Below are 25,457 nucleotides of genomic sequence, written 5' to 3'. Positions count from 1 at the left end.
ACAAAGGCACGTAATCCAAAGCGTGCCTTTGTTTTACCCGAAAACAGCCGCGGAAACGATTTTTGGCGGGATTTATCCTAAAAATGACTTTACCTTTTAAACATGGTAAAATGAAAAGTAAGTACCCGCAAAGGAGTTGGTCCAATGAGTCTTATCCCTATGGTTGTGGAGCAAGAAGCCCGTGGTGAGCGTTCCTACGACATCTATTCTCGCCTGCTCAAAGACCGTATTATCTTTATCGGCAGCGCGATTGATGATGATGTGGCTAACCTTGTCATTGCCCAACTGCTGTTTTTACAGTCCCAGGACGCAGAGAAAGACATTCACGTATACATTAATTCTCCGGGTGGCTCGGTAACGGCCGGACTCGGAATTTACGATACGATGCAGCATATCAAACCGGACGTGTCGACGATTTGCGTGGGCATGGCAGCGAGCATGGGTTCTCTGCTTCTGACGGCCGGTGCACCCGGCAAACGTTTTGCCTTGCCGAACAGCGAGGTTATGATTCATCAGCCGCTGGGCGGTGTCCGGGGGCAGGCGTCGGATATCAAAATCCACGCCGACTGGATCATTAAAACGAAGCAGAAGCTGAATAATATCTATGTGAAGCATACCGGCCAGCCGTATGATAAAATAGATCGCGATACAGACCGCGATAACTTCATGAGCGCGGAAGATGCGAAGGCGTACGGTTTGATCGACGAAGTCATCACTCGAAGCGACCTGAAATCTTAAAGGAGTGATCCAATGTTTAAATTCAACGATGAAAAAGGTCAGTTGAAATGTTCTTTCTGCGGAAAGTCCCAAGATCAAGTCCGTAAACTCGTTGCGGGTCCCGGCGTTTACATTTGCGATGAGTGCATCGAATTGTGCACGGAAATCGTGGAAGAAGAACTCGGACACGAGGAAGAGCTGGATCTTAAAGACATTCCGAAGCCGAAAGACATTTGCGGCATTCTCGATCAATATGTAATCGGCCAGGATCAGGCGAAGAAATCGCTCTCCGTTGCCGTTTACAATCACTATAAGCGGATTAACTCCCAAAGCAAGCTGGAAGAAGTGGAACTGCAGAAGAGTAACATCATTCTAGTCGGTCCTACGGGAAGCGGGAAGACCCTTCTCGCCCAGACGCTTGCCAAAATTCTCAACGTTCCTTTCGCCATCGCGGATGCGACTTCCCTTACGGAAGCCGGCTACGTGGGCGAGGACGTCGAAAACATTCTCTTGAAGCTGATCCAAGCGGCCGATTACGATGTGGAGAAAGCCGAGCGCGGCATCATCTATATCGATGAAATCGATAAAGTTGCCCGCAAATCCGAGAACCCGTCGATTACACGCGACGTGTCCGGCGAAGGCGTGCAGCAGGCCCTTCTGAAAATTCTGGAAGGTACGGTCGCTTCCGTACCGCCGCAAGGCGGACGCAAGCATCCGCATCAGGAATTTATCCAGATCGATACGACGAACATCCTGTTCATCTGCGGCGGCGCTTTTGACGGCCTGGAGCAAATCATCAAGCGCAGAATCGGGAAGAAAGTCATCGGTTTCAGCTCCGACGGACTGAAAACCGATTTGAAACCGGGCGAATACTTGTCCATGGTACTGCCTGAAGATCTGCTGAAATTCGGTTTGATTCCCGAGTTCGTAGGACGTCTGCCGGTTGTTTCCACTCTGGAACCGTTGGATGAAGCCGCGCTCGTTCGTATTCTTACCGAACCGAAGAATGCGCTCGTGAAGCAGTATCAGAAGATGCTGGACATGGATAACGTCAAGCTTGAATTCGATGCGGAATCACTGGATGCTATCGCCAAAGAAGCCATTAAGCGCAACACCGGTGCCCGCGGTCTTCGTGCCATCATTGAGAGCATTATGCTTGATGTGATGTTCGACGTGCCGTCCCGCACGGATGTAACGAACTGCACCGTTACGAAAGACACGGTTCAGGACAAACTGACTCCTATCCTTTCCTCTCAGGAAGGCCAAGATGTCAACAAGAAGAAAGAAGAAAGCGCCTGATCTCGGTTGAGACCGGAGCTCATACTATAGAGTAACCGACAGCCTCCAAGCTGCCCGGCTTTGGCTGCCCGCTTCATCATTTGAGGCCGGTGCGGCTTCTGCCGATGCGGCGCGGAGGATGTTTGGTTCATGGGAGAGAAGACACGTATGTTTCACAGAAAAGATACGAGACCGGTTCGTGTCGGAGATTTAACGATCGGCGGCAGCGATGAGGTTATCATTCAAAGTATGTGTACGACGAAAACGGCGGACGTCAAAGCGACGGTAGCCGAAATCCACCGTCTGGAAGAAGCCGGCTGCCAGCTCGTCCGTGTGACCGTCAACAATATGGAAGCGGCGGACGCCGTCAAGGAAATCAAGAAGCAGATTAACATTCCGCTTGTATCGGATATCCATTTCGATCATCGTCTTGCATTGGCTGCCATTGAGAACGGCATCGATAAAGTCCGGATCAACCCGGGTAACATCGGCCGCCGCTCGAAAGTCGAAGCCGTTGTGAAAGCTTGTAAAGAGCGGGGAATTCCGATCCGTATCGGCGTAAACGCCGGTTCTTTGGAAAACCACCTCTTGGAGAAATACGGGTACCCGACGCCCGAAGCGATGGTGGAGAGCGCCTTGTTCCACATCGGCATTTTGGAAGAGCTCGATTTCCACGACATCATCGTATCCCTGAAGGCGTCCGATGTGCCTATGGCTATCGCCGCGTATACCCAGGCTGCACAGGCATTTAATTATCCGCTTCACCTCGGTATTACCGAAGCCGGAACGCTGTTCTCCGGCACGGTGAAGAGCGCTGCGGGTTTGGGCGCGCTGCTTAGCATGGGCATCGGCTCCACGATGCGGATTTCGCTCAGCGCGGACCCGGTCGAGGAAGTGAAAGTCGCCCGCGAGCTGCTGAAAACATTCGGCCTCATCACCAATGCGGCGACGCTGATTTCGTGTCCGACCTGCGGACGTCTGGACATCGACCTCTTTTCCATCGCGAATGAAGTCGAGGCTTACATTGCCAACCTTAAGGTGCCGATTAAAGTTTCCGTACTCGGCTGTGCCGTGAACGGACCGGGCGAAGCCCGCGAAGCCGATATCGGAATCGCCGGAGCGAGAGGCGAGGGCTTGCTTTTCCGTTACGGGGAAATGGTCCGTAAGGTACCGGAGGCCGAGCTTCTGAACGAACTGAAGAAGGAAATCGACATCATTGTCCATGAATTCAACCGTACGGGTGAAATTCCGGGACGCCGCCAGCATCAAGAACGTATCGAGCTCGCTCAGAAGCAGGCTCAAGCTCAGCATTCCTAATGCTGAAGAACTCTCCGGCCTAGCTGGAGTGCCTGCAACTGGTAAGAACTTTATAAGCGTTAAAAAAGCAAAGTCACGATCCCTGGGATCGTGACTTTTTTTGTTGAAGCTTGAACTGACATTAGCTCTAACTGGTGCTTCTTCTAAAAGTTATTGTATGCCGGCAACGCAATCTTAACTGTCATCGTTACCTTGTGTGAGAATCTAACCCTCTTATCGTATACCGGGAGTTTGAATCATCGTTCACTGGAGGTTATCCCCGGCAATTTGCCGAAATCCTTTGGCCGGCTCTAGCCCTATAGCCCGATCTCTTGGCAAGTGAGACGCTGTCCGTTATTTTACCGGTGATGGAGCGCTGCCTGTTTTTCCGTCGGGTCCTGGTCCTAAATCTCCATGCGCGATATAAGCGGCAACGGCATCCCGGATCGCTGCGGCGATTTTTTGCTGACCTTCATCGCTGGTCATCCGTGTCCGGTCCTCCGCATTTGTGATAAATCCGATCTCCACGATAACCGCGGGGCTCTGCGCTCTCTTAAGCAGATAATACGTTTTCCCGTGGATAGGAAGATGCCGGGTTCCGGAAAGGACATTTAAGCGCTCCTGAATCTGGGTGGCGAGAAAAAGTGAACCCGCATTGTTTTGATGCAGCACATACGGCCCTTTTTTGGACCGGACGAAAGAAGAATTCACATGAAGCGAAATGAGCAGCTTCGGTTTCAGGTCGTTGGCCATCTGCATCCGCTGGGCAAGGTCCCGGATGTGCCGGCTGCGGTTATTGAGCCATTTGTTGTCGTCGCTCAGAGCGTAATCTTTGTCGCGGTTCAAAACGACCCGGTATCCCGCCTTCGTCAGCAGTTGATAAGTCTGTTTGGCGACAGCCAGGTTGATGTCTTTTTCGAGCAGGCTGCCGTGAACGGCCCCGCCGTCAATGCCGCCGTGCCCGACATCAATCAGCACATCCGGCGGATTTATATGGCTGTTGGTTCTGGAAGCGTCTTTTGGCTGCGGAACCGTGGAAAATTCTGTGTCAGGCGCCGGCGCGGGGTGTGCCTCAATGTGAGGCACCGGTTCCGCATGAGCTTTCCCCGCAGCAAGCGATTTTCCGGCATCGGCTGCAAGCCTGGATGCCTGTGCTGCGGGATTACCGGTATGAGGATTAGTTTCGGCCAACCGGTTTTGCGTTCCGCAAGCCGCGGAAAGCAAAGAAAGGCCGGTTATGCAGGCGGCCAGACAAGTGCCCGTCAGTAAACGCTTGGTAAACATCCGGTCCATCCTTTCCGGAAATAAGTATACGGGTAGCTTTCTACGCCGCCGGTCCTCTCATTCACTATTGGGGGAGAAAACATTTGCACGGCATGATTATTCCGTCACAGGAGGGGAATACTGCCATGTATGAGACCGGACCGGAAAGGACTGAAGATAAAATGGATATGAGCTTTAGCATGATTTTAATGTTGATTCAGGTGTTTTTTGCCGTTGTCATCGGGATGTACTTCTGGAATTTGCTGCGCAACCAGCAGACCAACCGGTCTGCCATCGATAGAGAGTCGAAGAAAGAGCTGGAGAAGCTGAGAAAACTGCGGTCCGTTTCGTTGACCAAGCCTCTGGCGGAAAAAACAAGACCATCCAGCATGCAGGATATCGTCGGCCAAAAAGAAGGGCTTAAAGCGTTAAAAGCCGCTCTGTGCGGTCCGAATCCCCAGCATGTGCTGATCTACGGCCCTCCGGGCGTGGGGAAGACGGCGGCGGCCCGGGTCGTTCTGGAAGAAGCGAAGAAAAATCCGCAATCGCCGTTCCGTAATGAAGCGAAATTTACCGAAATCGACGCGACTACCGCCCGTTTCGACGAGCGGGGGATTGCCGATCCGCTGATCGGCTCCGTTCACGACCCGATTTACCAAGGCGCGGGCGCGATGGGCGTTGCCGGAATTCCGCAGCCGAAGCCGGGTGCCGTTACGAAGGCTCATGGCGGTATCTTATTCATTGACGAAATCGGGGAACTCCATCCGATCCAGATGAATAAATTGCTCAAGGTGCTGGAAGACCGTAAAGTTTTCCTGGAGAGCGCCTATTACAATTCGGAAGACAACAACATTCCGAACTTTATCCATGATATTTTTCAAAACGGGCTGCCTGCGGATTTTCGTCTTGTCGGGGCAACGACGCGCACGCCGAATGAAATTCCTCCGGCTATCCGTTCCCGCTGTATGGAAATCTTCTTTCGTCCGCTCCTTCCGGAGGAAATCGGCGAAATCGCGGCCAACGCGCTGGCCAAAATCGGATTTCCGGCGAATGAATCCGCTGTTGACGTCGTCAAACGCTATGCCACAAACGGCCGCGAAGCGGTCAATGTGATTCAGCTCGCGGCCGGACTCGCTTTGACGGACAAACGCGAAGAGGTGACGGCGGCCGATATCGAGTGGGTCGTCAACAGCTCCCAGATCCAGCCCAGACCGGAGCGCAAAATCCCTTCGGATCCGCAGATCGGTTTTGTTAACGGGCTTGCGGTATACGGTCCGAATTTGGGCACGCTATTGGAGCTGGAAGTTATCGCGATCCCCGCCGCCCGTCCGGGAAGCGGTTCGTTTAACATCACCGGCGTCGTCGACGAGGAAGAGATGGGCGGCGGTGCCCGGACGCTTCGCCGCAAAAGCATGGCCCGCGGCTCCGTGGAAAATGTGCTGACGGTATTGAAACGGATGGGCCTGCGCACATCCGACTACGACCTGCACATCAACTTCCCCGGCGGTACGCCCATCGACGGACCGTCGGCGGGAATCGCCATGGCCACGGCGATCGCTTCGGCCCTTCACCAGATTCCCGTGGATAACAAGCTCGCCATGACCGGCGAGATGAGCATACACGGGAAAGTGAAGCCGGTGGGCGGCGTGGTCGCCAAGGTAGAAGCCGCCTTCCAGGCGGGGGCGACGCGCGTGCTCATTCCGAAGGAGAACTGGCAGGAGCTCTTCGCGGATCTGCCGGGTGTCGAGGTGGTCGCGGTAGAGTCGGTCGAAGAGGTACTTTCGCTTGCCCTGGGCCTGCAGATCGGCGGCAATGTCATTCCGATGCCTGCGGCGGGAGAGCAGATGATGACGGGCACGATGCCGTTCCTGCACGCGGGACCGACCGACGGATCGGAATCCGCCAAATCGTAATATTCCGTCTCCGGGCAGAAGCGGCTTTCGGCAGGGAGAAATTCCTTTCCGGGGGCCGTTTTGTGCCCAATTGGTGTTTTGCAGACAATTTTGTTAAAATGTTATCTACAGCATTAGCCCACCAGTAAAAAAGTGGAGGTGTCGGAACATGGGGCCTAATAAAACGCGGATACGCCGCCTGCCGTTATTGCCTCTCAGGGGACTGCTCGTATATCCGAGCATGGTACTGCATCTGGACGTAGGCCGGGAAAAGTCGGTCAAAGCCTTGGAAAAAGCAATGATCGAAGACAGTATGATCCTGCTCTGTTCCCAGGCCGAAGTGAATATAGAAGAACCCGCCAAGGAAGATATTTACCGGGTGGGGACCATATCGAAAGTACGTCAAATGCTCAAGCTTCCGAACGGTACGATTCGCGTGCTTGTAGAAGGAGTCGTTCGTGCGGAAATCGCGGAGTATGTCGCCAACGACGAGTTTTATGAGGTCAACGCGAAAGAGCTTCCCGAAGAAGAAGTGAACGATGCCGAGATCGACGCGCTGATGCGTACGGTGCTCAATCAGTTCGAGCACTATATTACGCTGTCCAAGAAAGTAACGCCGGAAACGTTGGCGGCGGTATCCGACATTGACGAGCCGGGGCGACTTGCCGATGTCATCTGCAGCCATCTTTCCCTCAAAATCAAAGACAAGCAGGACATTCTCGAAACGGTGGACGTGCGAAGCCGTCTGGAGAAACTGCTTAGTATTTTGAATAACGAACGCGAAGTGCTTGAACTGGAACGCAAAATCAGCCAGCGCGTGAAGAAGCAGATGGAGAAGACGCAGAAGGAATACTACCTGCGCGAGCAGATGAAGGCGATTCAGAAGGAACTCGGAGATAAAGAAGGCCGGGCCGGAGAGATCGAAGAACTCCGCAGCCAGCTTGCCGCTTCGGAAGTGCCGGAGAACGTCCAGGAAAAAATCGAGAAGGAAATCGACCGTCTCGAGAAAATGCCTTCCACGTCGGCCGAAGGAAGCGTTATCCGCAATTATATCGACTGGCTGCTCGCTCTCCCGTGGACGAAGAAGACGGAAGACGATCTTGATATTCATAAGGCGGAAGAAATTTTGAACGCCGATCATTACGGACTGGAAAAACCGAAAGAACGCGTGCTGGAATATTTGGCGGTCCAGAAGCTCGTCAAAAAGCTGAAAGGGCCTATCCTCTGCCTGTCGGGTCCTCCGGGAGTAGGTAAAACGTCCATCGCGCGTTCGATCGCGAAATCGATGAACCGTGAATTCGTCCGTATTTCGCTGGGCGGGGTCCGTGACGAGGCCGAAATCCGCGGCCACCGCCGCACGTATGTCGGGGCTATGCCGGGACGGATTATCCAGGCCATGAAGACGGCCGGCAGTGTGAACCCGGTGTTCCTGCTTGATGAAATCGACAAAATGGCGATGGATTTCCGTGGAGATCCGGCTGCCGCGCTTCTTGAAGTGCTCGATCCGGAACAGAACAACACGTTCAGCGACCACTTCATCGAAGTGCCGTTCGATCTTTCTAACGTGATGTTCATTACGACGGCCAACGCGCTGCACAACATTCCGCGGCCTCTGCTCGACCGGATGGAAGTCCTGTACCTTCCGGGCTACACGGAAATCGAGAAGCTTGAAATCGCGGACAGCTACCTGCTGCCGAAGCAGAAACGCGATCACGGGCTCGAAGACGGCCAGATGGTGATGAACCGCGATGCTCTGCTCCAGGTGATCCGCGAGTACACCCGCGAAGCAGGCGTCCGCAACCTGGAGCAGCAGCTTGCCGCGATCTGCCGCAAGGCCGCCAAGAAAATCGTCTCCGAACCCGGCCGGACGGTCGAGGTCACGGTCGACACCGTCAAAGAGGACCTCGGTCCGCCTAAATTCCGCTATAATATGGCGGAAGAACAGGACCAGATCGGCGCGGTGACGGGTCTTGCCTGGACGGAAGTGGGCGGCGATACGCTGGTCATCGAAGTCACGGTTATGCCGGGCAGCGGCAAGCTGACGCTGACGGGCAAGCTCGGCGACGTGATGAAGGAATCCGCCCAGGCGGCGTTCAGTTACACCCGCTCGAGAGCGGAGCAGCTCAAAATCGCGCCGGATTTCCATGAGAAGAATGATATCCATATTCATATTCCGGAAGGCGCGATTCCCAAAGACGGACCGTCGGCGGGGATTACGATGGGAACGGCGCTCATTTCCGCGCTGACGAACATTCCCGTGTCCAGCCAAGTGGCGATGACCGGGGAGATTACGCTGCGCGGCCGCGTCCTCCCGATCGGCGGACTGAAGGAGAAGGCGCTTGCCGCGCATCGCGCGGGAATCCGCACCATCATCCTGCCGAAGGACAACGAGAAAGACATCCGGGATATTCCCGAAAGCGTCCGTAACGATCTTACGTTTATTCCGGTCTCTCATATGGACCAGGTACTGGAACACGCGCTCGTCAAGGAAGTGGATCTGAAGGCATAAGCCGCCGGAGATCTACCCGTCTTCCTCAAAGCGGAAGACCGGCGCATATCGATGAAAAGAGTGTGAAACATGAAGGTCAACCAGGCTGAATTTATTATCAGTGCGGTGGGACCGGGACAATACCCTGAGGATGCCTTGCCGGAGATTGCTTTGGCAGGGCGTTCCAACGTGGGTAAGTCTTCGCTCATCAACCGCATGATTTCCCGTAAAAATCTGGCCAGGACAAGCTCCCAGCCGGGCAAAACGCAAACCCTCAATTATTACCGCATTAATGATGACTTATATTTCGTCGATCTTCCCGGTTACGGCTATGCCAAAGTTTCCAAAACGAAACGTGCCGAATGGGGCAAGTTTATCGAAAATTACCTGCTGAAGCGGGAACCGCTGAAAGCGGTCATGCAGACTGGTCGATCTGCGTCACCCGCCGTCCAAGGACGATCAGGCCATGTATGCCTGGCTGAAACATATGGACGTGCCGGTTATTGTCGTTGCGACCAAAGCGGACAAGGTGCCCAAGGGCAAATGGCAGAAGCATGCCAAGATTATCAAGGACGATCTGGAGTTTGACCGTTCCGGTCCTTTTATCATATTCTCGTCGGAAACGGGAATGGGGAAGGACGAGCTGTGGGAGATCCTGGAGTCCGCCATCGGCTGGGGACAACAGGAGCCGGATAGCGAAGCTTTGCCGGAATCGGCTTCTTCGGAGCAATAATACCGGCGGTCTCTCGTTAGGCTGCGGCTGCAAGGCGTAAACCGTCTCTTACGGAGACGGTTTTTTGCTGTCCGCTGGGGGAGGGATGGTCGCCATGGAATTCCAAGCGCCGCGCGTCAGAAGCCTTGCATAGCCGCAATAAGAAGGGCGAAGCGGTCTCTTGACGGGAAGTGGAAATCGTTGTATTCTTTATTTAGACATTTATCTAAATATCTAATTAAGAACGATAAGGATGTGCAGCCGACCATGAATCAGCCTGCCGATTCCAAACAACTCCAGAATCACCACATTCGCTTGTCCCAGCTCATGTCTCCGCTTTATCTCCTGATACCGCTTGCCTTCTGGGCGTTTTTCGACTATCAGGGCGTGGCTGTAACCGTAAAACTTGTCCTGCTGGGCGCAGCCGGCTGGATTGCGGCTCTCGTTTTGAGAGGGCCGGTAAATCTTCTTGCATCCCGGATGCCCGCAGCTAAAGGGCGCCTGCTGCTCGTGTCGTCTTCCGGACCGCTGGAGGAACTTGTCCGCCTGTTTACGTTGCTTGCCGCCGGTATGACGATCGGCTCCGCGGCTTCGATAGGCATCGGCTGGGCCGCTATCGAGATTGTGTACACGCTCATAACTCTTTTCGCGGTCATCTCCCTTTCCAGGCGCACGGATGAGAAAGCGATGCAGGCCAAAGCTATGCTGGAGGCGCAGGGGACGTACGGGGCCCATCCGGCATGGGGACTCATCGAGCGGGTTTTCGCCAGCGCTTTCCACATCGGCGCCGCCTTGTGCATAGCCCGCTACCCCTGGTCGGTGGTCATTCTGATCCCGGTTCATTCCCTGCTGAATCTGGCCGTAACGGCAGCCGCCAAAAAATCGCTGCCCCAGGCCGAAGCCATCGCCGCTTTCGTCGGCACGACGGTACTTGCGATCGGCTGGCAGCTGTACTCCTAACCCGGAAGCTGCCGCACGCCCCGATTCCTTTTTTCCATCCTGCTGTTCAAACAAGTTTTCATGAGGAGGTGAGGGTGGTGAACGATACCTTTAAAGCCCTGTCGGATCCGACGCGGAGACAAATCCTGAAGCTTCTGAAGGAGACGGATTTATCCGCGGGCGAAATCGCCGACCATTTTCAAATGTCCAAACCGAGTATCTCCCATCACCTGAGCGTCATGAAGCAGGCTAAGCTGGTGCTCGACGAACGCAAGGGCCAAAGCATTATCTACTCGCTGAACACGACCGTTATCCAGGATGCGCTGGGATGGTTGATGGATTTTACGCATAAAGACGAAGGAGGAAATCAACAATGACCAACGATATTCGTAAAACGCCGAGATGGACGTGGAAAGACACTCTGCTGCTAATCATTGCCGCCGCGCCCATTCTCTATGCCATAGGGGTCTACGACCAGTTACCCGAACGGATGGCGGTCCACTTCGGAACGGGTGGTGAAGCCAACGGATACCAGAGCAAAGGGGCATTCCTGATTCTGATATCCCTCCTTAGCCTAGGACTTCCTCTACTGATGAAGTGGTCGCCTTCCCTGGATCCGAAACGTACGAACTACGAGAAATTCCAAGGCTTTTACGATCTTTTCCGGATTTTAATCACGGTTTTATTAAGCGGTATTTTCTTCATGACCCTGCTTACCAATCTCGGGTACGACGTGCCCGTCAACTTCTGGGTTCCCCTCGCCGTCGGCGCTCTTTGGATGGTAGTCGGCAACTATATGGGACGCGCGCGCCCCAACTATACGTTCGGGATCCGGACTCCCTGGACGCTGGCTGACGAGGAGGTATGGCGCCGGACCCACCGGATGGCGGGTCCCGTCTGGATGCTGGCGGGAATCGTATTTATCGGAGTCTCGCTGTTTCCGGCGTTCGTTCCCGTCTGGTTCGGTCTGGTCGTTATTTTGCTGAGCGTACTCGCTCCGACCTTGTATTCCTACCTTAAATACAAGCAGTTGAAAAATTAAATTCCTGACCGGCGGTCGATAACGGCCTTAAAAGCGAAAAGCGCGCACTCCGCGCTTTTTTTGTTTAATCGGAAGCATAAACGGGTAAACAGCCGTATGGAAGACTATTTTGGGAAGTCTATGTGGAAAGCGATGAGTTTTCAAGGCAATTGGAGACTAAACGGTGCTGATAGCCAATTTTTTCAGGCAGGAGAGCGTTTTTTCCTGTTTTCGCCGGATTTTCATGCATCGCACGCAGGAATATTAAGTCTTGATGTAGTATAATATGAAGTAGGCAAGATCAAAGGCGTTGAAAAAATAGAATTGAGGGATTTCCATGGCACAGAGGTTAGCGACTGAATATGTCAAAACCCGCCTGCAATTAACGGAAGCCGAAATGTCCAAATTTGTCCAAATGTTTGCCGATCAGCAAATCACGGCTCAGGTCAAAGTCATCGAGAACGGAAACCAGGAGTTTGTCTTTCAGGAAGAAGCGGGAGAAGAGATCGTTCTTTCGTTTGAACGCGTCGGTAAGCAGTATATTAGCTCGGGATCCTGCCGTGTAACGAGTCTGCGTTTGACTAATCTTATGCGTAAGGCGATAGCGGAATTCAAAGGTTCGGCCATCGTTAAGCGGATATACGCTACGTTTGTGATGATGTACACCTACGAGAACGGCAAAGTCGTCAAAATCGTCGAGATTAAAGGACAGCATACGAACGTTGTCTATGAGTATCACGATACGCTCGGCCAGTTGGAGAACCTGTTCCGACGGACGGAGATCGAACGCGAAATCGGCATGATCCAGGATCAGATCAACCATCTGCTGGATATGCGCAATGAAGTTCCCTGCCCATCGCTCAAGCGCGACATCGACGATCGGCTCACCATGCTGACCCGCCGTTTGTTCGTACTCGAAGCGTAGACCGGCACAAGCCCGGCAGTAGGCCTACTATTTTACGTGCAAGTTAAGCTCTATATACAGAAGCGGAGAGCCTGTCCACAGGCTCTTTTTTTATTTTTTCCGTGAAGAAAAAAATGGATTCGGCCGATGCTCTTCCGCTGACACCAAGCGGGGTGCCGCTACATAGTGTATTACGACAGAAATGCGGGGGAAAGCTTTCGAAAATGAATTTTGCGAATATGAAAAAAACTATTGCATTTCTGTTCAATAGATGTTATTTTTAATTTCGTTGAAAACAATATAGGAACCAGGATTCACTCAGGACATTGAATGTTGCGAGAGATTATTCCCTCGGGAAGTGAATGACGTAGGTCCTAGCGGATGAAATGCGAGAACAATTTTATTCCTAGGAAGGGGGAACCGGAAGATGGAATATTCAACTTTCGGAAGACACGTTGCTGTAGATACTTGGGGAGTAGATTTTGAACTTTTGAACAATGCAGAGTGGCTGCAAGCCCAAATGGTAGACGCAGCTGAAGCGTGTGGAGCAACGGTCATGTCTGTTCAGTCCAAGCAATTTGAGCCACAAGGTGCCACAGTACTAGTACTGCTGTCTGAGAGTCATCTTTCCATTCATACGTATCCTGAGAGAGGTTTTGCCGCGCTGGATTGCTACACTTGCGGTGAAACGGTAGATCCTCAATTGGCCATCGACCACATGATCTCGCTGCTTAAGCCTGAGAAGGTCTATGCCAAGAAACTGGTTCGCGGAATGGGCGAGTTTGAAGTCGAAACGCCGGAAATCAAGCAAGCCGTATTGGCTAAGTAAGTTAGAGTTCGTTGTTTCAGTATACAAGATAAGCGTTTATATAAGTAAGATAACCACGGAGTCCGCATTCCGTGGTTATTTGTTTGTCAGGCCTCTCATACAATGGTACGGGTCTTCTTAATGGCCCGGAAGGAGAGAGGTGCCGTGCGAAGCCGGATCAAATCGAAGATCATCGTGTTTGTGCTGGCAGCCGGGCTGATCGCTTGGCCGCTTACCAGCTTGTATGGCTATATGACGAAAGGCCCGGCTAAGCCGGACGCGGAGCGTCTTTTGTTCCAGGTTTCTTTGTTTCAGATCGAACTGCTGAACCGTTTTCTGCAGGACGCCGCACGTTCTGCCGATACACGGGAGCTGGATTCGCTTAAACAGGCCCTGTACACGGCCAGTTATACGCATGAGCGGCTCGTTCTTGCCGAAGGAAGCGAGAAGCTGCATACGCTGGGCAGCCTGCCTCAACTGATGCAGTACATACTGAGGCTGCAGATCGGCGGAGAACGCGCTCTTAAAGCGGATGAACAGGGTGTCCTCCAGGAATCCGCCAAGCTTTACGCGCAGCTCTACGAGGCTTACAGCAAGCTTATGACCTCCTCGGGGAGTGTCGTAAGTTCACAAAGTGAAGCCGTGTCGAAAAATGATGAAGCGCTGAGAGAACTGCTTGAAAAAAAGCTCCTCCAATAATCGGTATATCTACAAGAAACATAGACCACACTAGGCATAGCGGCTGCCGGCAGCATTCAAAATTTAGTCAAAATATTTGTCGGTCAGGAACGTCGGCTATGTTATAATAATTATTGTTAGCTGCAAAGAAAGGTAGGTGTGCCCCATGCATATTGTCGTCGTCGGATTAAATTACCGGACAGCTCCCGTCGCGATCCGCGAGAAGTTTACTTTTACACAGGAAGAGTTGTCGCAGGCGCTCGTGGAGCTGAGGCAGACAAAAAGCATACTGGAATGTGTTGTCGTGGCCACTTGCAACCGTACTGAAATCTACGCCGTGGTCGATCGTGTACACATTTGCGGGCACTACATTCGCAAGTTTATGGAAGAGTGGTTCGAGATTCCGCGGACGGAATTCAATAACCATCTGTATATATATGAACATGACCGGGCCATTGAACATTTGTTCCGGGTCGCAAGCGGTCTTGACTCGATGATTATCGGCGAAACGCAGATTTTGGGGCAAGTGAAGGACGCGTTTTTGGAGGCCCAGCGTCTAGGCGCCACGGGCACGATTTTTAATACGTTGTTTAAACAGGCCGTAACGATGGCCAAACGCGCTCACTCGGAGACTTCGATCGGTGAAAACCCGGTTTCCGTCAGCTATGCAGCCGTGGAACTGGGCAAACGGATTTTCGGAAGCTACGAGGGCAAAAAAATCTTGATCGTGGGCGCGGGCAAGATGAGCGAGCTGACGGTGAAGCACCTGTACGCGAGCGGCGCCGAACGCGTTGACGTCGTGAACCGCACGTATGAGCGGGCATTGGAGCTGGCGGGCAAGTTCAACGGCCACGCTTACCCGATGGCGCAGCTTTACGAGCGGCTGGCCGAAGCGGACATCGTCATTTCGTCCACGGGATCGAGCGATTATGTGCTGACGAAGAAGCAGTCTGCAGTCCGTGCTGCCCAAACGGAAGTCCCGTCCGTTGTTCATGATGGACATTGCGGTTCCGCGCGACCTTGATCCGGACATCAGCGATCTTCCGGACGTTTTCTTATACGACATTGACGATCTGGAGGCTATCGTGGACAGCCATCTCAAGGAACGCAAGAAAGAAGCTGTCAAAATCGAGGAAATGATCGGCGCCGAGATTGCGGCTTTCGAACAGTGGACGAAGACGCTCGGAGTGAGCCCGGTTATTCACGCTCTCCAGGCCAAAGCAAACTTGGTGCATCAGGAAACAATGGAAAGCTTGTTTAAAAAGCTGCCGGATCTGGATGAGCGTGAAATGAAAGTGATCCGGAAATTGACCAAAAGCATTGTCAATCAGATGCTGAGGGACCCGATTCTGGCCATTAAGGAAATGGCTGCGGAGAAGAAGGGCGACGAAGCGCTTGAAATGTTTACGAAAATGTTCGCTTTAGAGGAACTTATGGCGGAGCAGGCACAAGCCGAAGCTTTGGAAGAAGCCAGAGCGGAAGCGGTCCAGACGGCTGCCCAGAAGCATGCCAAAGAAGAGCTGACCGGCGGATTTACGATGCAGCCGGCGCTTGCACGCTCCTGATTTCCGGTTCTCCGAGATAGAGGAAGGAGAAATGCCGTGTTCACTCGCAGCTTTCTGTACGATGCGATAATTTATTTATATGCCCTGAGCCTGCTGTTTTACTTCTCTGATGTTGCGCGCGCGAATCGGAGTGCGAAACGGATGGGTACGGGGCTGCTTTCTTTTGTATGGGTTTTGCAGACAGGCTATCTGGGCTACAATTTATATGAGCACCTGGGACGATGGGTGTTCTCCATGTTCGAAACGCTGTTTTTATTTTCATGGGTGCTCGTTACGGTATCGCTCATTATGAGCCGGTTTTTCCGGATTGAACTTGTGGTCTTTTTCGTCAATTTATTCGGGCTTGCCGTACTGGCCTTAAATTTTTTCAGCGATTCAAACGTCTCTCCCATGATTGATTCCTGGAACATTAACGACGAGCTGTTGTTCATTCACGTATCACTGGCTGTCGGAAGTTATGCGGCCTATACGATCTCGGCCATTTTCTCGGGCATGTACTTGTTCCTGCACCGCAAGCTGAAGCAGAAGAGCTGGACGAATACGATGAAGCGGCTGCCTTCCCTGGAAAAAATCGAACGGTACACGTATGTGAGTGTCGTCATCGGAACACCTCTGCTTATGCTGGCGCTGGCACTGGGGGTCGTGTGGGTGCTTATCGAGAAGAACGTTAACGTGCTGTTCGACTCGAAAGTCATCAATTCGCTCCTGGTGCTGTGTGCGTACGGATTCTACCTGTTCCAGCATCATTCGCTAAGCATGTCGGGTCCGAAGCTGGCGAAGTGGAATTTGGCGGCTTTTGTCATCGTGCTGCTGAATTTTATTCTTTCCAACGTGCTCTCCGGGTTTCATAATTGGCAGCAGACGGGGGTCGGAGGATGAAGGAATACCCGGCGATGCTGCGGCTTCAGGGCAAGCGCTGCCTCGTTGTAGGCGGCGGGGCCGTAGCCGAAAGAAAAATCGCTTCCCTGCTGGAAGCGGGTGCGCTCGTAACGGTAATCAGCCCGTCGGCCGCGGAGGCCGTAGAGAAGTGGGCGGAAACCGGACGGATCGTCTGGCACCGCGGATGTTACGGAGAGCAAGGTTATTTTTACACAAAAGATAGTGAGGGTTCGGATAAGGGCCGGCCGGGCAAGGAGGCCGCCTTATATCCGGACCTCTCTCCATATCTCGTTGTTTTTGCGGCGACGGACAATCCGCAGGTCAACGAGCGGGTCCGGGCCGATGCAGACGAGGCGGGAAAGCTGGTCAGCGTGGCGGACAAGCCCGACGGCGGAAGCCTGGTCGTGCCGGCCGTGGTAAGGCGCGGCAAGCTGACTCTGGCCGTATCGACGTCAGGAGCAAGTCCCGCGCTTTCGGCGGCCATACGCCGCGATCTGCTGGAGCGATACGGACCGGAGTATGAGTCTTACGTGGATTTTTTGGCGGAGCTGAGAGAACTCGCCCGCCGCCGGGTCGGCGATATGCCCCTGCGGCATGAACTGCTGAGAGAGCTGCCGCACTGGCGTGTCCTGGAGCGCATCGCCGCCGGTACATACGAAGTTTGGAAAACCGCGTTGCTGGACAGACTCCGGGCGCAGAATTCGGAAGAAGCTTTCGCCGCCACCTGGATGGAAGCGGATCGGAATTAAAGCCGGCACCCGGCTGCGGGCCCGGCAGGGAATAGACATCTTCACGGCTTCATAGTAGAAACGGAGGAATTACACATGCGTACGATCGTCGTGGGCACCCGTCAGAGCGCACTGGCCCTCACTCAAACGAATCAGGTTATCGACGAATTAAAGGAACTGAGCCGGCAATACGGCATCGAATGCGAGTTTGAGCTTCGCAAGATCGTGACCAAAGGAGACCGGATTCTGGATGTAACGCTGTCCAAGGTCGGCGGCAAAGGGCTGTTCGTCAAAGAAATCGAGCAGGCGATGATGGATAAAGAAATCGACATAGCCGTACACAGCATGAAGGACATGCCGTTCGAGCTTCCCGAAGGGCTGATGGTTGGCGCGGTACCGAAGCGCCAGGACCCGCGTGATGTGCTCATCACGAAAGGGGAGAAGTCGCTGGACGAGCTGCCCGAGGGCGCGCTCGTCGGCACGAGCTCGCTGCGGCGTTCCAGCCAGCTGCAGCACAGCCGCCCGGACCTGCGCATCCAGCCGGTCCGCGGCAATATCGATTCGAGGCTGCGCAAGCTCGAATCGGAAGGCTTCGATGCGATCGTATTGGCCGCCGCCGGTATGCACCGGATCGGCTGGCAGGATCGCATCAGCGCCTACGTTCCGCCCGAAGTATGCGTGCCTGCCGTAGGGCAGGGCGCGCTGTGCATCGAATGCCGGGCGGACGACGAATTCGTCTTGAATCTGCTGGGCAAGATTCAAGATGAAGATACGGCGCTCGCGGTCAGGGCCGAGCGCAGTTTCCTCGGCAGACTCAACGGAGGCTGCCAGGTGCCTCTCGGCGCTCACGCGACCATCGAACGTACCGGCGGCGGCACGGAGCTGTCGCTGACGGCGATGGTCGGTTCGCCGGACGGCGCCGAGCTGCTGAAGGAGACGCTGCGGGGCAGCGATCCGGAAGCGCTCGGCATAGAAGCCGCGGAAAAGCTGATCGCCCGGGGCGCGGACCGGATTCTGGCCGAAGCTTACGAAAGCGGGCAGATCGAGTAGCCGGAGAGCAGCTTGGCGGCGTACAGGGGATTTTCCATGGCGTGTTGTAACTCACACGGCATGCTGAATCCACTCCGAGCCGCTTACGATAGCTGCAGTTCGGTCTGTTTTCTTACTTTTACAAATAGAGGTTGGCTAGAGACAGGGTTTCCATGAAGTCGGAAAATCCTTTCTAACTTATCGGCCGGGCCGGCGTTCACGTCTGAATACCGAACGGCCGTGATGAATGAAGCAGTGCGAAACCGCCCTAGCCGGTCCGCTCATATTGAATGGAATCGGCCGGTCCGGCTGCAAGAACTTGACGGGTGCGGCTGGTATTTTGCCCCGTTCATCGAATTAAGCAAGCAGCAGTTGAGGGATAGAAGAACGAGCAGCAAGCAGCGGGGGAAAGCTTCCGATCGAGAAGCGGCAGAAGGAACGCCGGAAAAAATGGCGGCCCTTCCCGCAGAGACGGAAGCAGCTGAGAGGGAGTGGGCGAGTGGAGAGAGGGAAAGTTTATTTAGTCGGTGCAGGACCCGGCGATCCGAAGTTGATTACGGTCCGCGGGCTTCAGGCGATTGAGCGGGCCGACGTGATTGTCTATGACAGGCTGGCGAGCCCCAGATTGCTCAAACACCGCAAACCTGATGCGGAACTGGTGTTTGTAGGAAAGCTCCCGGACAAACATATGATGAAACAGGAAGATATTAACCGCCTGCTCGTAGATTTGGCCCTCCAGGGCAAAGTCGTGACCCGTCTGAAGGGCGGCGATCCGAGCGTATTCGGCCGTGTCGGGGAAGAAGCCGAGCTTCTGGCCGACCATGCGGTTCCGTTCGAAATCATTCCCGGTATTACTTCCGCCATAGCGGTTCCCGCTTATGCAGGCATCCCCGTCACACACCGGGATTTCACTTCTTCGGTCGCCATCGTAACCGGGCATGAATATCCGAACAAAACGTATACGAAGCTAGATTGGGAGCATTTGGCCAAAGGGATCGGCACGCTCGTGTTCTTGATGGGCGTGGCGAATCTGGAGCAGATCAGCGAGGAGTTGATCCGCCATGGAAAGCCTGCCGATCTGCCGGTTGCCCTGATCCGCTGGGGGACTTGGACCGAGCAGCAGACGCTGACCGGCACCCTGTCTGACATTAGCGCCAAAGCCAAGGAGGCGGGGTTTCAGTCTCCGGCTGTCATTATTATCGGCGAAGTGGTCAAGCTGCGTGAAAAGCTGGCCTGGTTCGAAAAGAAGCCGCTGTTCGGCAAGCGCGTGCTCGTTACGCGGGCGCGCAGCCAGGCCAGCGAGCTCGTCGCGATGATCGAAGAGCTTGGAGGAGAACCGGTCGAGTTTCCGGTCATCAAGCTCCAGCCGCCGAGCAGTCCGGACGCGCAGCGTCTGCTGGACGAAGCTCTTCGGGGGCTCGGCAGCTATAATTGGGTCGTGTTTACGAGTACGAACGGAGTGGAGTTCTTCTTCCGCCGTATGCGGGAGCTGCGTCTGGATATACGCAGCCTGTCCGGCGTACGGATCGCGGCAGTAGGACCCAAGACTGCGGAAGCTCTGGAATCCAGGGGCCTTCTCGTTGAAACGCTTCCCGGAGAGTTCCATGCGGACGAACTGCTTGCAGAGCTGGAGAAAGTCGTCCGAGCGGGAGAGCGCGCACTGCTGCCTACGGCAGACATTGCCCGCAACGCACTTCCACAGGGGCTGCGTTCACTCGGTCTCGAAGTAAACGAGGTGGACGTTTACGAGAACGTCCCCGAAGTCGAAGGCGGCGAAGATGTGGTCCGGCTGCTGGAAGAAGGGCAGCTGCACATTACGACTTTCACCAGCTCCTCGACCGTTACGAATTTGATCGGAGCGCTTGAGAAGCTTGGCGTCCAAAATCCCGTATCCCTGTTGAAAAACACGGAAATCGCCTGCATAGGTCCGAAGACGGAAGCGACGCTGGCCCGTTATGAGCTGGCGGCGGCCTATATGCCGCAGGAAGCGACCATTTCGTCCCTTGTGGAAAGCATTGCCGCAGGCCGTGCCGTTAAAGCGGAAGAGCCTGCGGGCTCTTGAATCCACTATACTTTTCGTTATGCGGCGGGAGCGCCGGGCTGGAATTTCGGGTCCGGTGTCCTGCCGGCATTGATTAAAAGGAGGAAGTTATTATGAGTTTCCCATTAGTGCGTCACCGTCGTCTGCGCGGTTCGGCTGCAATCCGCAACCTCGTGCGTGAGAACGCGCTGTCCGTTAACGATCTGATTCAACCGGTTTTCGTTGAGGCCGGTCATAATATCAAATCCGAAATTCCGTCCATGCCGGGCGTTTACCATTTTTCCCTGGATCGTCTGGAAGAAGAAATCCGCGAGATTTCCGAGCTGGGTATCCAGGGTATTCTTCTGTTCGGTGTTCCCGAAACGAAAGACGCGGTAGGAACATCGGCTTTTCATGAGGAAGGTATCGTCCAGCAGGCATCGCGGCTGATCAAGAAGATCAACCCCAATCTGCTCATTATTGCGGATACCTGCCTGTGCCAGTTCACGGATACCGGCCACTGCGGCGTGGTACATCATAATCCGGAAACGGGCTGCACGGATATCGCCAACGACGAATCGCTGGAACTGCTCGTTAAAACAGCCGTTTCCCAAGCGAAGGCCGGCGCGGATATTATCGCTCCGTCCAATATGATGGACGGCTATGTGCATGCGATCCGCGCCGGACTGGATGCGGAAGGGCTGGAACATGTGCCGATCATGGCCTATTCCGTCAAGTATTCTTCCGCTTACTACGGACCGTTCCGTGAAGCGGTCGATTCCGCCCCGCAGTTCGGGGACCGCAAAACGTACCAGATGGATTCGGCGAACTCCCGTGAAGCGCTGCGCGAAGCCGAGAGCGACGTGCTGGAAGGCGCGGATTTTCTGATGGTCAAGCCTGCTCTTGCCTACATGGACATTCTGCAGCTGCTTAAGCAGAACTTCGACCTTCCGCTCGTGGCTTACAACGTAAGCGCGGAATATTCGATGGTCAAGGCTGCGGCCCAAAACGGCTGGATCAACGAAAAAGAAATCGTGCTGGAAACGCTGCTTGGATTTAAGCGCGCGGGAGCCGATATCATTTTGACTTATCATGCCAAGGATGCGGCACGCTGGTTGAAAAACGTTTAACGAAGGTACATTCCACTTTCTTTCTCCGCAGGAGCCCGCCGGGAAACTGCGGAGCGTTTTTTATGAGGGTGAAAAAAAGCGGGAGCGGCTGACGCAGCCGTTTACATCCGGAACGTGCCTCCGGTAAAGTGCGGTTTTCATTTGATTTTGTGACAGGAAGAGAACGGAGTAAGGCCCGCTGCCGGCGGCTTTGTCAAACATTTGTCGGAAGTCGGAGCGCGGCTGCGGTTGTGACCGGGGTATAATTAGGGCATAATGGTAACAAATCATGACAGGGTCAGGAGAAGGTGTCTTGTGATAAATAATGACCGTTTTATTCGAGCCTGCCGCAAGCAGGAAGTGGACCGGCTGCCTGTGTGGTATATGCGCCAAGCCGGACGCTATGATCCCGAATACCGCAAGATCAAAGAAAAATACTCGCTGCTTGAAATTTGCGAACAGCCGGAGTTGGCAGCTGAAGTCACGTTGATGCCGGTAAAGAAGCTCGGCGTGGATGCGGCTATTTTGTATTCCGATATTATGAATCCCGTAGCATCGCTCGGCATTCAATTCGATATTGTAAAAAACGTGGGACCGGTGATCGATAATCCGATCCGTTCCCGTGAAGATGTGATGAAGCTGAAACCGATCGACGTGGAAGGCGATTTGTCCCATGTCATCGAGACGATCCGGATTTTGGACCGTGAGCTTACGGTTCCGCTCATTACGTTTGCCGGAGCGCCTTTCACCATCGCAAGCTATTTGATAGAAGGCCGCCCTTCGAAAAGCTATATTCGCACGAAAGAACTCATGTACGGAAATCCGGAAGTCTGGCACGCGCTGATGGATAAGCTCGGAGACATGGTTATTACATATTTGCGGGCTCATATCGCCGCAGGCGCGAAAGCGGTCCAACTGTTCGACTCTTGGGTCGGAGCGCTTGCACCGGAAGACTTCCGGGTGTTCGTCCTGCCTACGATCCAACGGATTTTCCGCGAACTCGGGGATCTGGAACAGCCGAAGATCTACTTCCCAGGCGTGAGCTCGGGCGAGCTGCTTCCTCTGCTTGGAGACCTCCAGACAGACGTGATCGGCCTCGATTGGCGCGTATCCATCCCGGAAGGACGGAGAAGAACCGGAGGACGCTTTGCCGTTCAGGGAAATCTCGATCCTTACGTGCTTACGGCGCCGATGCCGGTCATTCAGGAGCATGCGAAGCGCATTATCGATCAGGGAATCACGGAGCCGGGATACATTTTCAACCTGGGTCATGGCTTGTTCCCGGAAGCGTCGCTGGATAAATTGAAGGAACTCACTGATTTTATACACGCTTATTCCGCTGAGGTGCTGGCCGGGCGGAACGCGGGCAAGGGGGGTTGAACATGAGCAGGAAGAAAGTCGGCGTATTGGTGATGTCTTACGGCACGCCCCAGAGCATGGAGGATATCGAAGCTTATTACACGCATATCCGGCGGGGCAACAAGCCGAGTCCGGAACAGCTGCATGAGCTGACCAGCCGTTACGAAGCGATTGTCGGAGGTGTTTTTCCGCTGCGGGAAAATACGGATAATCAGGTAGCGGGTCTGCAAAATGCACTGGCTTCCGAGCATGACGAGGTGGAATTCGTCTGTTTTCAAGGCTTGAAGCACGCCTATCCCTTCATCGAAGACGGCATTGAGCAAATGGCTCAAAACGGAATCACCGAAGGCGTGGGCATTGTTCTGGCTCCCCACTATTCGACGATGAGTATCGGCAGCTACAACAAGCGCGCACGCGAAAAAGCGGACGAACACGGCATTGCCATGACGTTTGTCGACAGCTATCACCTGCATCCGAAGCTGCTTCAAGCTCTGATCGAGCGGGTGGAACGTGCGCTGGACAAGTTCGGAGAGGAGAACCGCTCCTCCGTCCGCGTCCTGTTCTCGGCGCACAGTCTGCCGGAGAAGATTTTGGAGCTGGGCGATCCGTACCCGGAGCAGCTGCTTGAAACTTCGCGGGCGATCGCAGAGAAAGCCGGCATCGAGAACTGGCAGTTTGCGTGGCAGAGCGCGGGCCAAACGGCTACACCTTGGCTGGGCCCGGACATTCTGGATGTACTGCGAACTCTCGCTCAGGAAGGCGAGAAGCGCGTACTCGTGTGTCCGATCGGATTCGTATCGGATCACCTGGAAGTACTGTACGATCTGGACATCGAGGCGCAGCAGCTTGCCAAGGAAATCGGCCTGCACCTGGAGCGCACGGATTCGCTCAATACGGACCCGCTGTATATGCAAACGCTCAGCGATGCCGTATGGAAGCAGTACGGCGAATTGACGAAGCAAGTTTAAATGTGACGATAAGAGAGCGCAGACATTCGGATGCGCCTCTTTGCGATTTTATAATCCGGACGGCCTTAAGATGCAGTCCGGGCGGAAAGGACGTAGCCCTATGAACGAGGCCCGTAAAGTAATCGTTGTCGGCGGAGGCATCACCGGATTGACCGCCGCTTATTACGTGCAGAAGCGGTTGAAGGAGGCCGGATGCGCGGCTGATGTTACCCTGGTTGAAGGAACGGAGAAGCTCGGCGGCAGAATCCATACCCTGCGTAAAGAGGGGTTCGTCATCGAGAAGGGGCCGGATTCTTTCCTGGCCCGGAAGCTTCCGATCATTGAACTGAGCCGCGAGCTCGGACTGGAAGAGGAGCTCACCGGTACGAATCCGGAGGCGAAGAAGACGTATATATTGCGCGACGGCACTCTGCATCCGATGCCTGCGGGACTCGTGCTGGGCATTCCGACGGATATTGAACCGTTTATGAGAACGGGTCTCGTTTCTGCAAAAGGCAAGGCGCGGGCGCTGATGGATCTTGTGCTGCCCAAGAAGGAAGACGACAGTGACGAATCTCTCGGCCATTTCCTTCACCGGAGACTGGGCAAAGAAGTGCTGGATCAGATCGTCGAACCGCTTCTGGCGGGCATCTATGCAGGCGATACGTATGCGCTCAGCCTGCAGTCGACTTTTCCGCAGTTTGGCGAAATGGAGCAGAAGTACCGCAGTCTGATCTACGGCATGATGTCGAACAGGAAGAAATCCCAGCAGGAGGCTTTGAATTTGCCGGCACCCGGCCGCAACTCCGTCTTCCTGACTTACAAGAACGGCCTGCAGACGCTGGTTGAGCGTCTGGAGGAAGTGCTGCGGGAGGAAGGGGTTGCGATCCGGACGGGCACGAAAGTAACGGAACTCCGTAAGGAAGGGGACCGCTACGAGATCGGTTACGAAGGCGGGAAGCGGGAAACGGCCGACAGTGTCATTTTGACCCTGCCGACGTATCATTCCGCGGAGCTGCTGGGCGATCACCCGGCCGTCGACAAGCTCAAGGCGATCAATTACGTATCGGTGGCGAACGTAGTCATCGCTTATCGGGAGAAAGACGCGAACGTGAAATTCGACGGATCGGGTTTCCTTATCCCGAGATCCGAAGGGCGCTCCATTACGGCATGTACCTGGACGTCCACGAAGTGGCTTCACACGGCGCCGGAAGGGCACGTTCTGCTCCGCTGTTACGTTGGACGCTCAGGCGAGGAAGACTGGGTTCATCTCACGGACGAAGAAATCGTGGCGAAAGTCCGCAAGGATGTTGCGGAGCTGATGGGCATCACGGCGGAGCCTCTGTTCTACGAAGTGACCCGCCTTTACCGGTCGATGCCCCAGTATCCGGTCGGTCATCTGGATCATGTCCGGGAGCTGCGGAGCGATCTCGTGGGACGTATGCCGGGCGTGTACGTGACGGGCGCGGGCTTCCACGGCGTCGGTTTGCCGGACTGCATCCGTCAGGGACGGGAAGCGGCATTCGAAGCGGCCGAGCGCTTGACGGGCGGAGCTGGAGGAACGGCGGCGGAAGCATCGGCGGACGGGGTGAAGGCGGCTTCGAAGGTCTAGCGCGGAGCCGGATGCTAGGCCGGGGACGCAGCAGCCAAGGCGTAAGCTGCTGCCATGGTTAACTCCCGGCTCGGGGCTCCACGCGAGATGTCCGTTGAGGGCGCTGCCCAAAAGCAAGACGAGGATCAAGGTCGAGGCGAAGATCAAGATGAAGGTCAAGATGAAGGTCAAGATGAAAGACCAAGATCAAGACCAAGACCAAGACCAAGACCA

General features: G+C 54.5%; 20 protein-coding genes and 2 pseudogenes. 21 read left to right on the top strand and 1 reads right to left on the bottom strand.

Features of this window, described 5'->3' with window-relative positions:
* Positions 1 to 144 precede the first annotated feature (144 nt).
* From clpP to ispG, 3 genes are all read left to right on the top strand, one after another.
* Complete coding sequence (gene clpP, locus ABC395_RS19755; RefSeq protein ID WP_009674201.1) at positions 145 to 738, top strand: ATP-dependent Clp endopeptidase proteolytic subunit ClpP; 594 nt, start codon at positions 145 to 147, stop codon at positions 736 to 738.
* Positions 739 to 750: 12 nt separating this feature from the next.
* Positions 751 to 2,016: an ATP-dependent protease ATP-binding subunit ClpX gene (clpX, locus tag ABC395_RS19750; RefSeq protein ID WP_103995728.1), complete on the top strand. Its 1,266-nt coding sequence runs from the start codon at positions 751 to 753 to the stop codon at positions 2,014 to 2,016.
* Between the two features lie 147 nt (positions 2,017 to 2,163).
* On the top strand, positions 2,164 to 3,312 hold the full coding sequence (gene ispG / locus ABC395_RS19745) for a flavodoxin-dependent (E)-4-hydroxy-3-methylbut-2-enyl-diphosphate synthase (RefSeq protein WP_009674222.1): 1,149 nt from the start codon (positions 2,164 to 2,166) through the stop codon (positions 3,310 to 3,312).
* Between the two features lie 333 nt (positions 3,313 to 3,645).
* Here the strand turns inward: ispG and ABC395_RS19740 are convergent, their stop codons facing one another.
* On the bottom strand, positions 3,646 to 4,575 hold the full coding sequence (locus ABC395_RS19740) for an N-acetylmuramoyl-L-alanine amidase (protein ID WP_413005616.1): 930 nt from the start codon (positions 4,573 to 4,575) through the stop codon (positions 3,646 to 3,648).
* 167 nt (positions 4,576 to 4,742) lie between these two features.
* On the opposite strand from ABC395_RS19740, the gene lonB reads away from it, so the two are divergent.
* From lonB to hemY, 18 genes and pseudogenes are all read left to right on the top strand, one after another.
* Positions 4,743 to 6,467 carry an ATP-dependent protease LonB gene (gene lonB, locus ABC395_RS19735; protein ID WP_413006774.1) on the top strand — a complete coding sequence of 575 codons (1,725 nt, stop codon included), beginning with the start codon at positions 4,743 to 4,745 and terminating at the stop codon, positions 6,465 to 6,467.
* 148 nt (positions 6,468 to 6,615) lie between these two features.
* The gene (gene lon / locus ABC395_RS19730; protein ID WP_413005615.1) at positions 6,616 to 8,955 is read left to right on the top strand and encodes an endopeptidase La; all 2,340 of its coding nucleotides are present in this window, start codon (positions 6,616 to 6,618) and stop codon (positions 8,953 to 8,955) included.
* Positions 8,956 to 9,024: 69 nt separating this feature from the next.
* Positions 9,025 to 9,667 (top strand): annotated as a pseudogene (gene yihA, locus ABC395_RS19725) (ribosome biogenesis GTP-binding protein YihA/YsxC).
* A gap of 246 nt (positions 9,668 to 9,913) precedes the next feature.
* On the top strand, positions 9,914 to 10,606 hold the full coding sequence (locus ABC395_RS19720; RefSeq protein WP_413005614.1) for a hypothetical protein: 693 nt from the start codon (positions 9,914 to 9,916) through the stop codon (positions 10,604 to 10,606).
* A gap of 77 nt (positions 10,607 to 10,683) precedes the next feature.
* Positions 10,684 to 10,962: an autorepressor SdpR family transcription factor gene (locus ABC395_RS19715; protein WP_413005613.1), complete on the top strand. Its 279-nt coding sequence runs from the start codon at positions 10,684 to 10,686 to the stop codon at positions 10,960 to 10,962.
* Positions 10,959 to 11,627 carry an SdpI family protein gene (locus tag ABC395_RS19710; protein ID WP_413005612.1) on the top strand — a complete coding sequence of 223 codons (669 nt, stop codon included), beginning with the start codon at positions 10,959 to 10,961 and terminating at the stop codon, positions 11,625 to 11,627. The genes ABC395_RS19715 and ABC395_RS19710 overlap by 4 nt, the downstream gene beginning before the upstream one ends.
* A gap of 316 nt (positions 11,628 to 11,943) precedes the next feature.
* Positions 11,944 to 12,531, top strand: coding sequence for a non-ribosomal peptide synthetase module (locus ABC395_RS19705; RefSeq protein WP_413005611.1), 588 nt, complete (start codon positions 11,944 to 11,946; stop codon positions 12,529 to 12,531).
* Positions 12,532 to 12,937: 406 nt separating this feature from the next.
* Entirely contained in the window at positions 12,938 to 13,339 is a 402-nt protein-coding gene (gene speD, locus ABC395_RS19700; RefSeq protein WP_016423520.1) for an adenosylmethionine decarboxylase, read from the top strand.
* Between the two features lie 144 nt (positions 13,340 to 13,483).
* A complete protein-coding gene (locus ABC395_RS19695; RefSeq protein WP_413005610.1) occupies positions 13,484 to 14,017 on the top strand; it encodes a hypothetical protein in 534 nt (177 codons plus the stop codon).
* Positions 14,018 to 14,162: 145 nt separating this feature from the next.
* Positions 14,163 to 15,561, top strand: a pseudogene (hemA, locus tag ABC395_RS19690) (glutamyl-tRNA reductase).
* A gap of 36 nt (positions 15,562 to 15,597) precedes the next feature.
* A complete protein-coding gene (locus ABC395_RS19685; protein WP_413005609.1) occupies positions 15,598 to 16,440 on the top strand; it encodes a cytochrome c biogenesis protein in 843 nt (280 codons plus the stop codon).
* Positions 16,437 to 17,189 carry a precorrin-2 dehydrogenase/sirohydrochlorin ferrochelatase family protein gene (locus tag ABC395_RS19680; RefSeq protein WP_413005608.1) on the top strand — a complete coding sequence of 251 codons (753 nt, stop codon included), beginning with the start codon at positions 16,437 to 16,439 and terminating at the stop codon, positions 17,187 to 17,189. The genes ABC395_RS19685 and ABC395_RS19680 overlap by 4 nt, the downstream gene beginning before the upstream one ends.
* Positions 17,190 to 17,264: 75 nt before the next feature.
* The gene (hemC, locus tag ABC395_RS19675) at positions 17,265 to 18,218 is read left to right on the top strand and encodes a hydroxymethylbilane synthase (protein WP_413005607.1); all 954 of its coding nucleotides are present in this window, start codon (positions 17,265 to 17,267) and stop codon (positions 18,216 to 18,218) included.
* Positions 18,219 to 18,696: 478 nt separating this feature from the next.
* Complete coding sequence (gene cobA / locus ABC395_RS19670) at positions 18,697 to 20,259, top strand: uroporphyrinogen-III C-methyltransferase (protein ID WP_413005606.1); 1,563 nt, start codon at positions 18,697 to 18,699, stop codon at positions 20,257 to 20,259.
* Positions 20,260 to 20,351: 92 nt separating this feature from the next.
* A complete protein-coding gene (hemB, locus tag ABC395_RS19665; RefSeq protein ID WP_009674217.1) occupies positions 20,352 to 21,347 on the top strand; it encodes a porphobilinogen synthase in 996 nt (331 codons plus the stop codon).
* A gap of 294 nt (positions 21,348 to 21,641) precedes the next feature.
* Positions 21,642 to 22,706: a uroporphyrinogen decarboxylase gene (gene hemE, locus ABC395_RS19660; RefSeq protein WP_413005605.1), complete on the top strand. Its 1,065-nt coding sequence runs from the start codon at positions 21,642 to 21,644 to the stop codon at positions 22,704 to 22,706.
* Between the two features lie 2 nt (positions 22,707 to 22,708).
* Positions 22,709 to 23,653: a ferrochelatase gene (gene hemH / locus ABC395_RS19655; protein ID WP_413005604.1), complete on the top strand. Its 945-nt coding sequence runs from the start codon at positions 22,709 to 22,711 to the stop codon at positions 23,651 to 23,653.
* A gap of 100 nt (positions 23,654 to 23,753) precedes the next feature.
* Positions 23,754 to 25,244 (top strand): protoporphyrinogen oxidase, encoded by a 1,491-nt coding sequence (hemY, locus tag ABC395_RS19650; protein ID WP_413005603.1) that lies wholly within the window; start codon positions 23,754 to 23,756, stop codon positions 25,242 to 25,244.
* Positions 25,245 to 25,457: the final 213 nt, after the last annotated feature.

Origin of the sequence: Paenibacillus canaveralius (assembly GCF_047238265.1) — a bacterium.
Lineage (GTDB): Bacteria > Bacillota > Bacilli > Paenibacillales > NBRC-103111 > Paenibacillus_F.
Note: the sequence above shows the minus strand (reverse complement) of the source record. Positions and strands in the feature narration are given on the sequence as shown.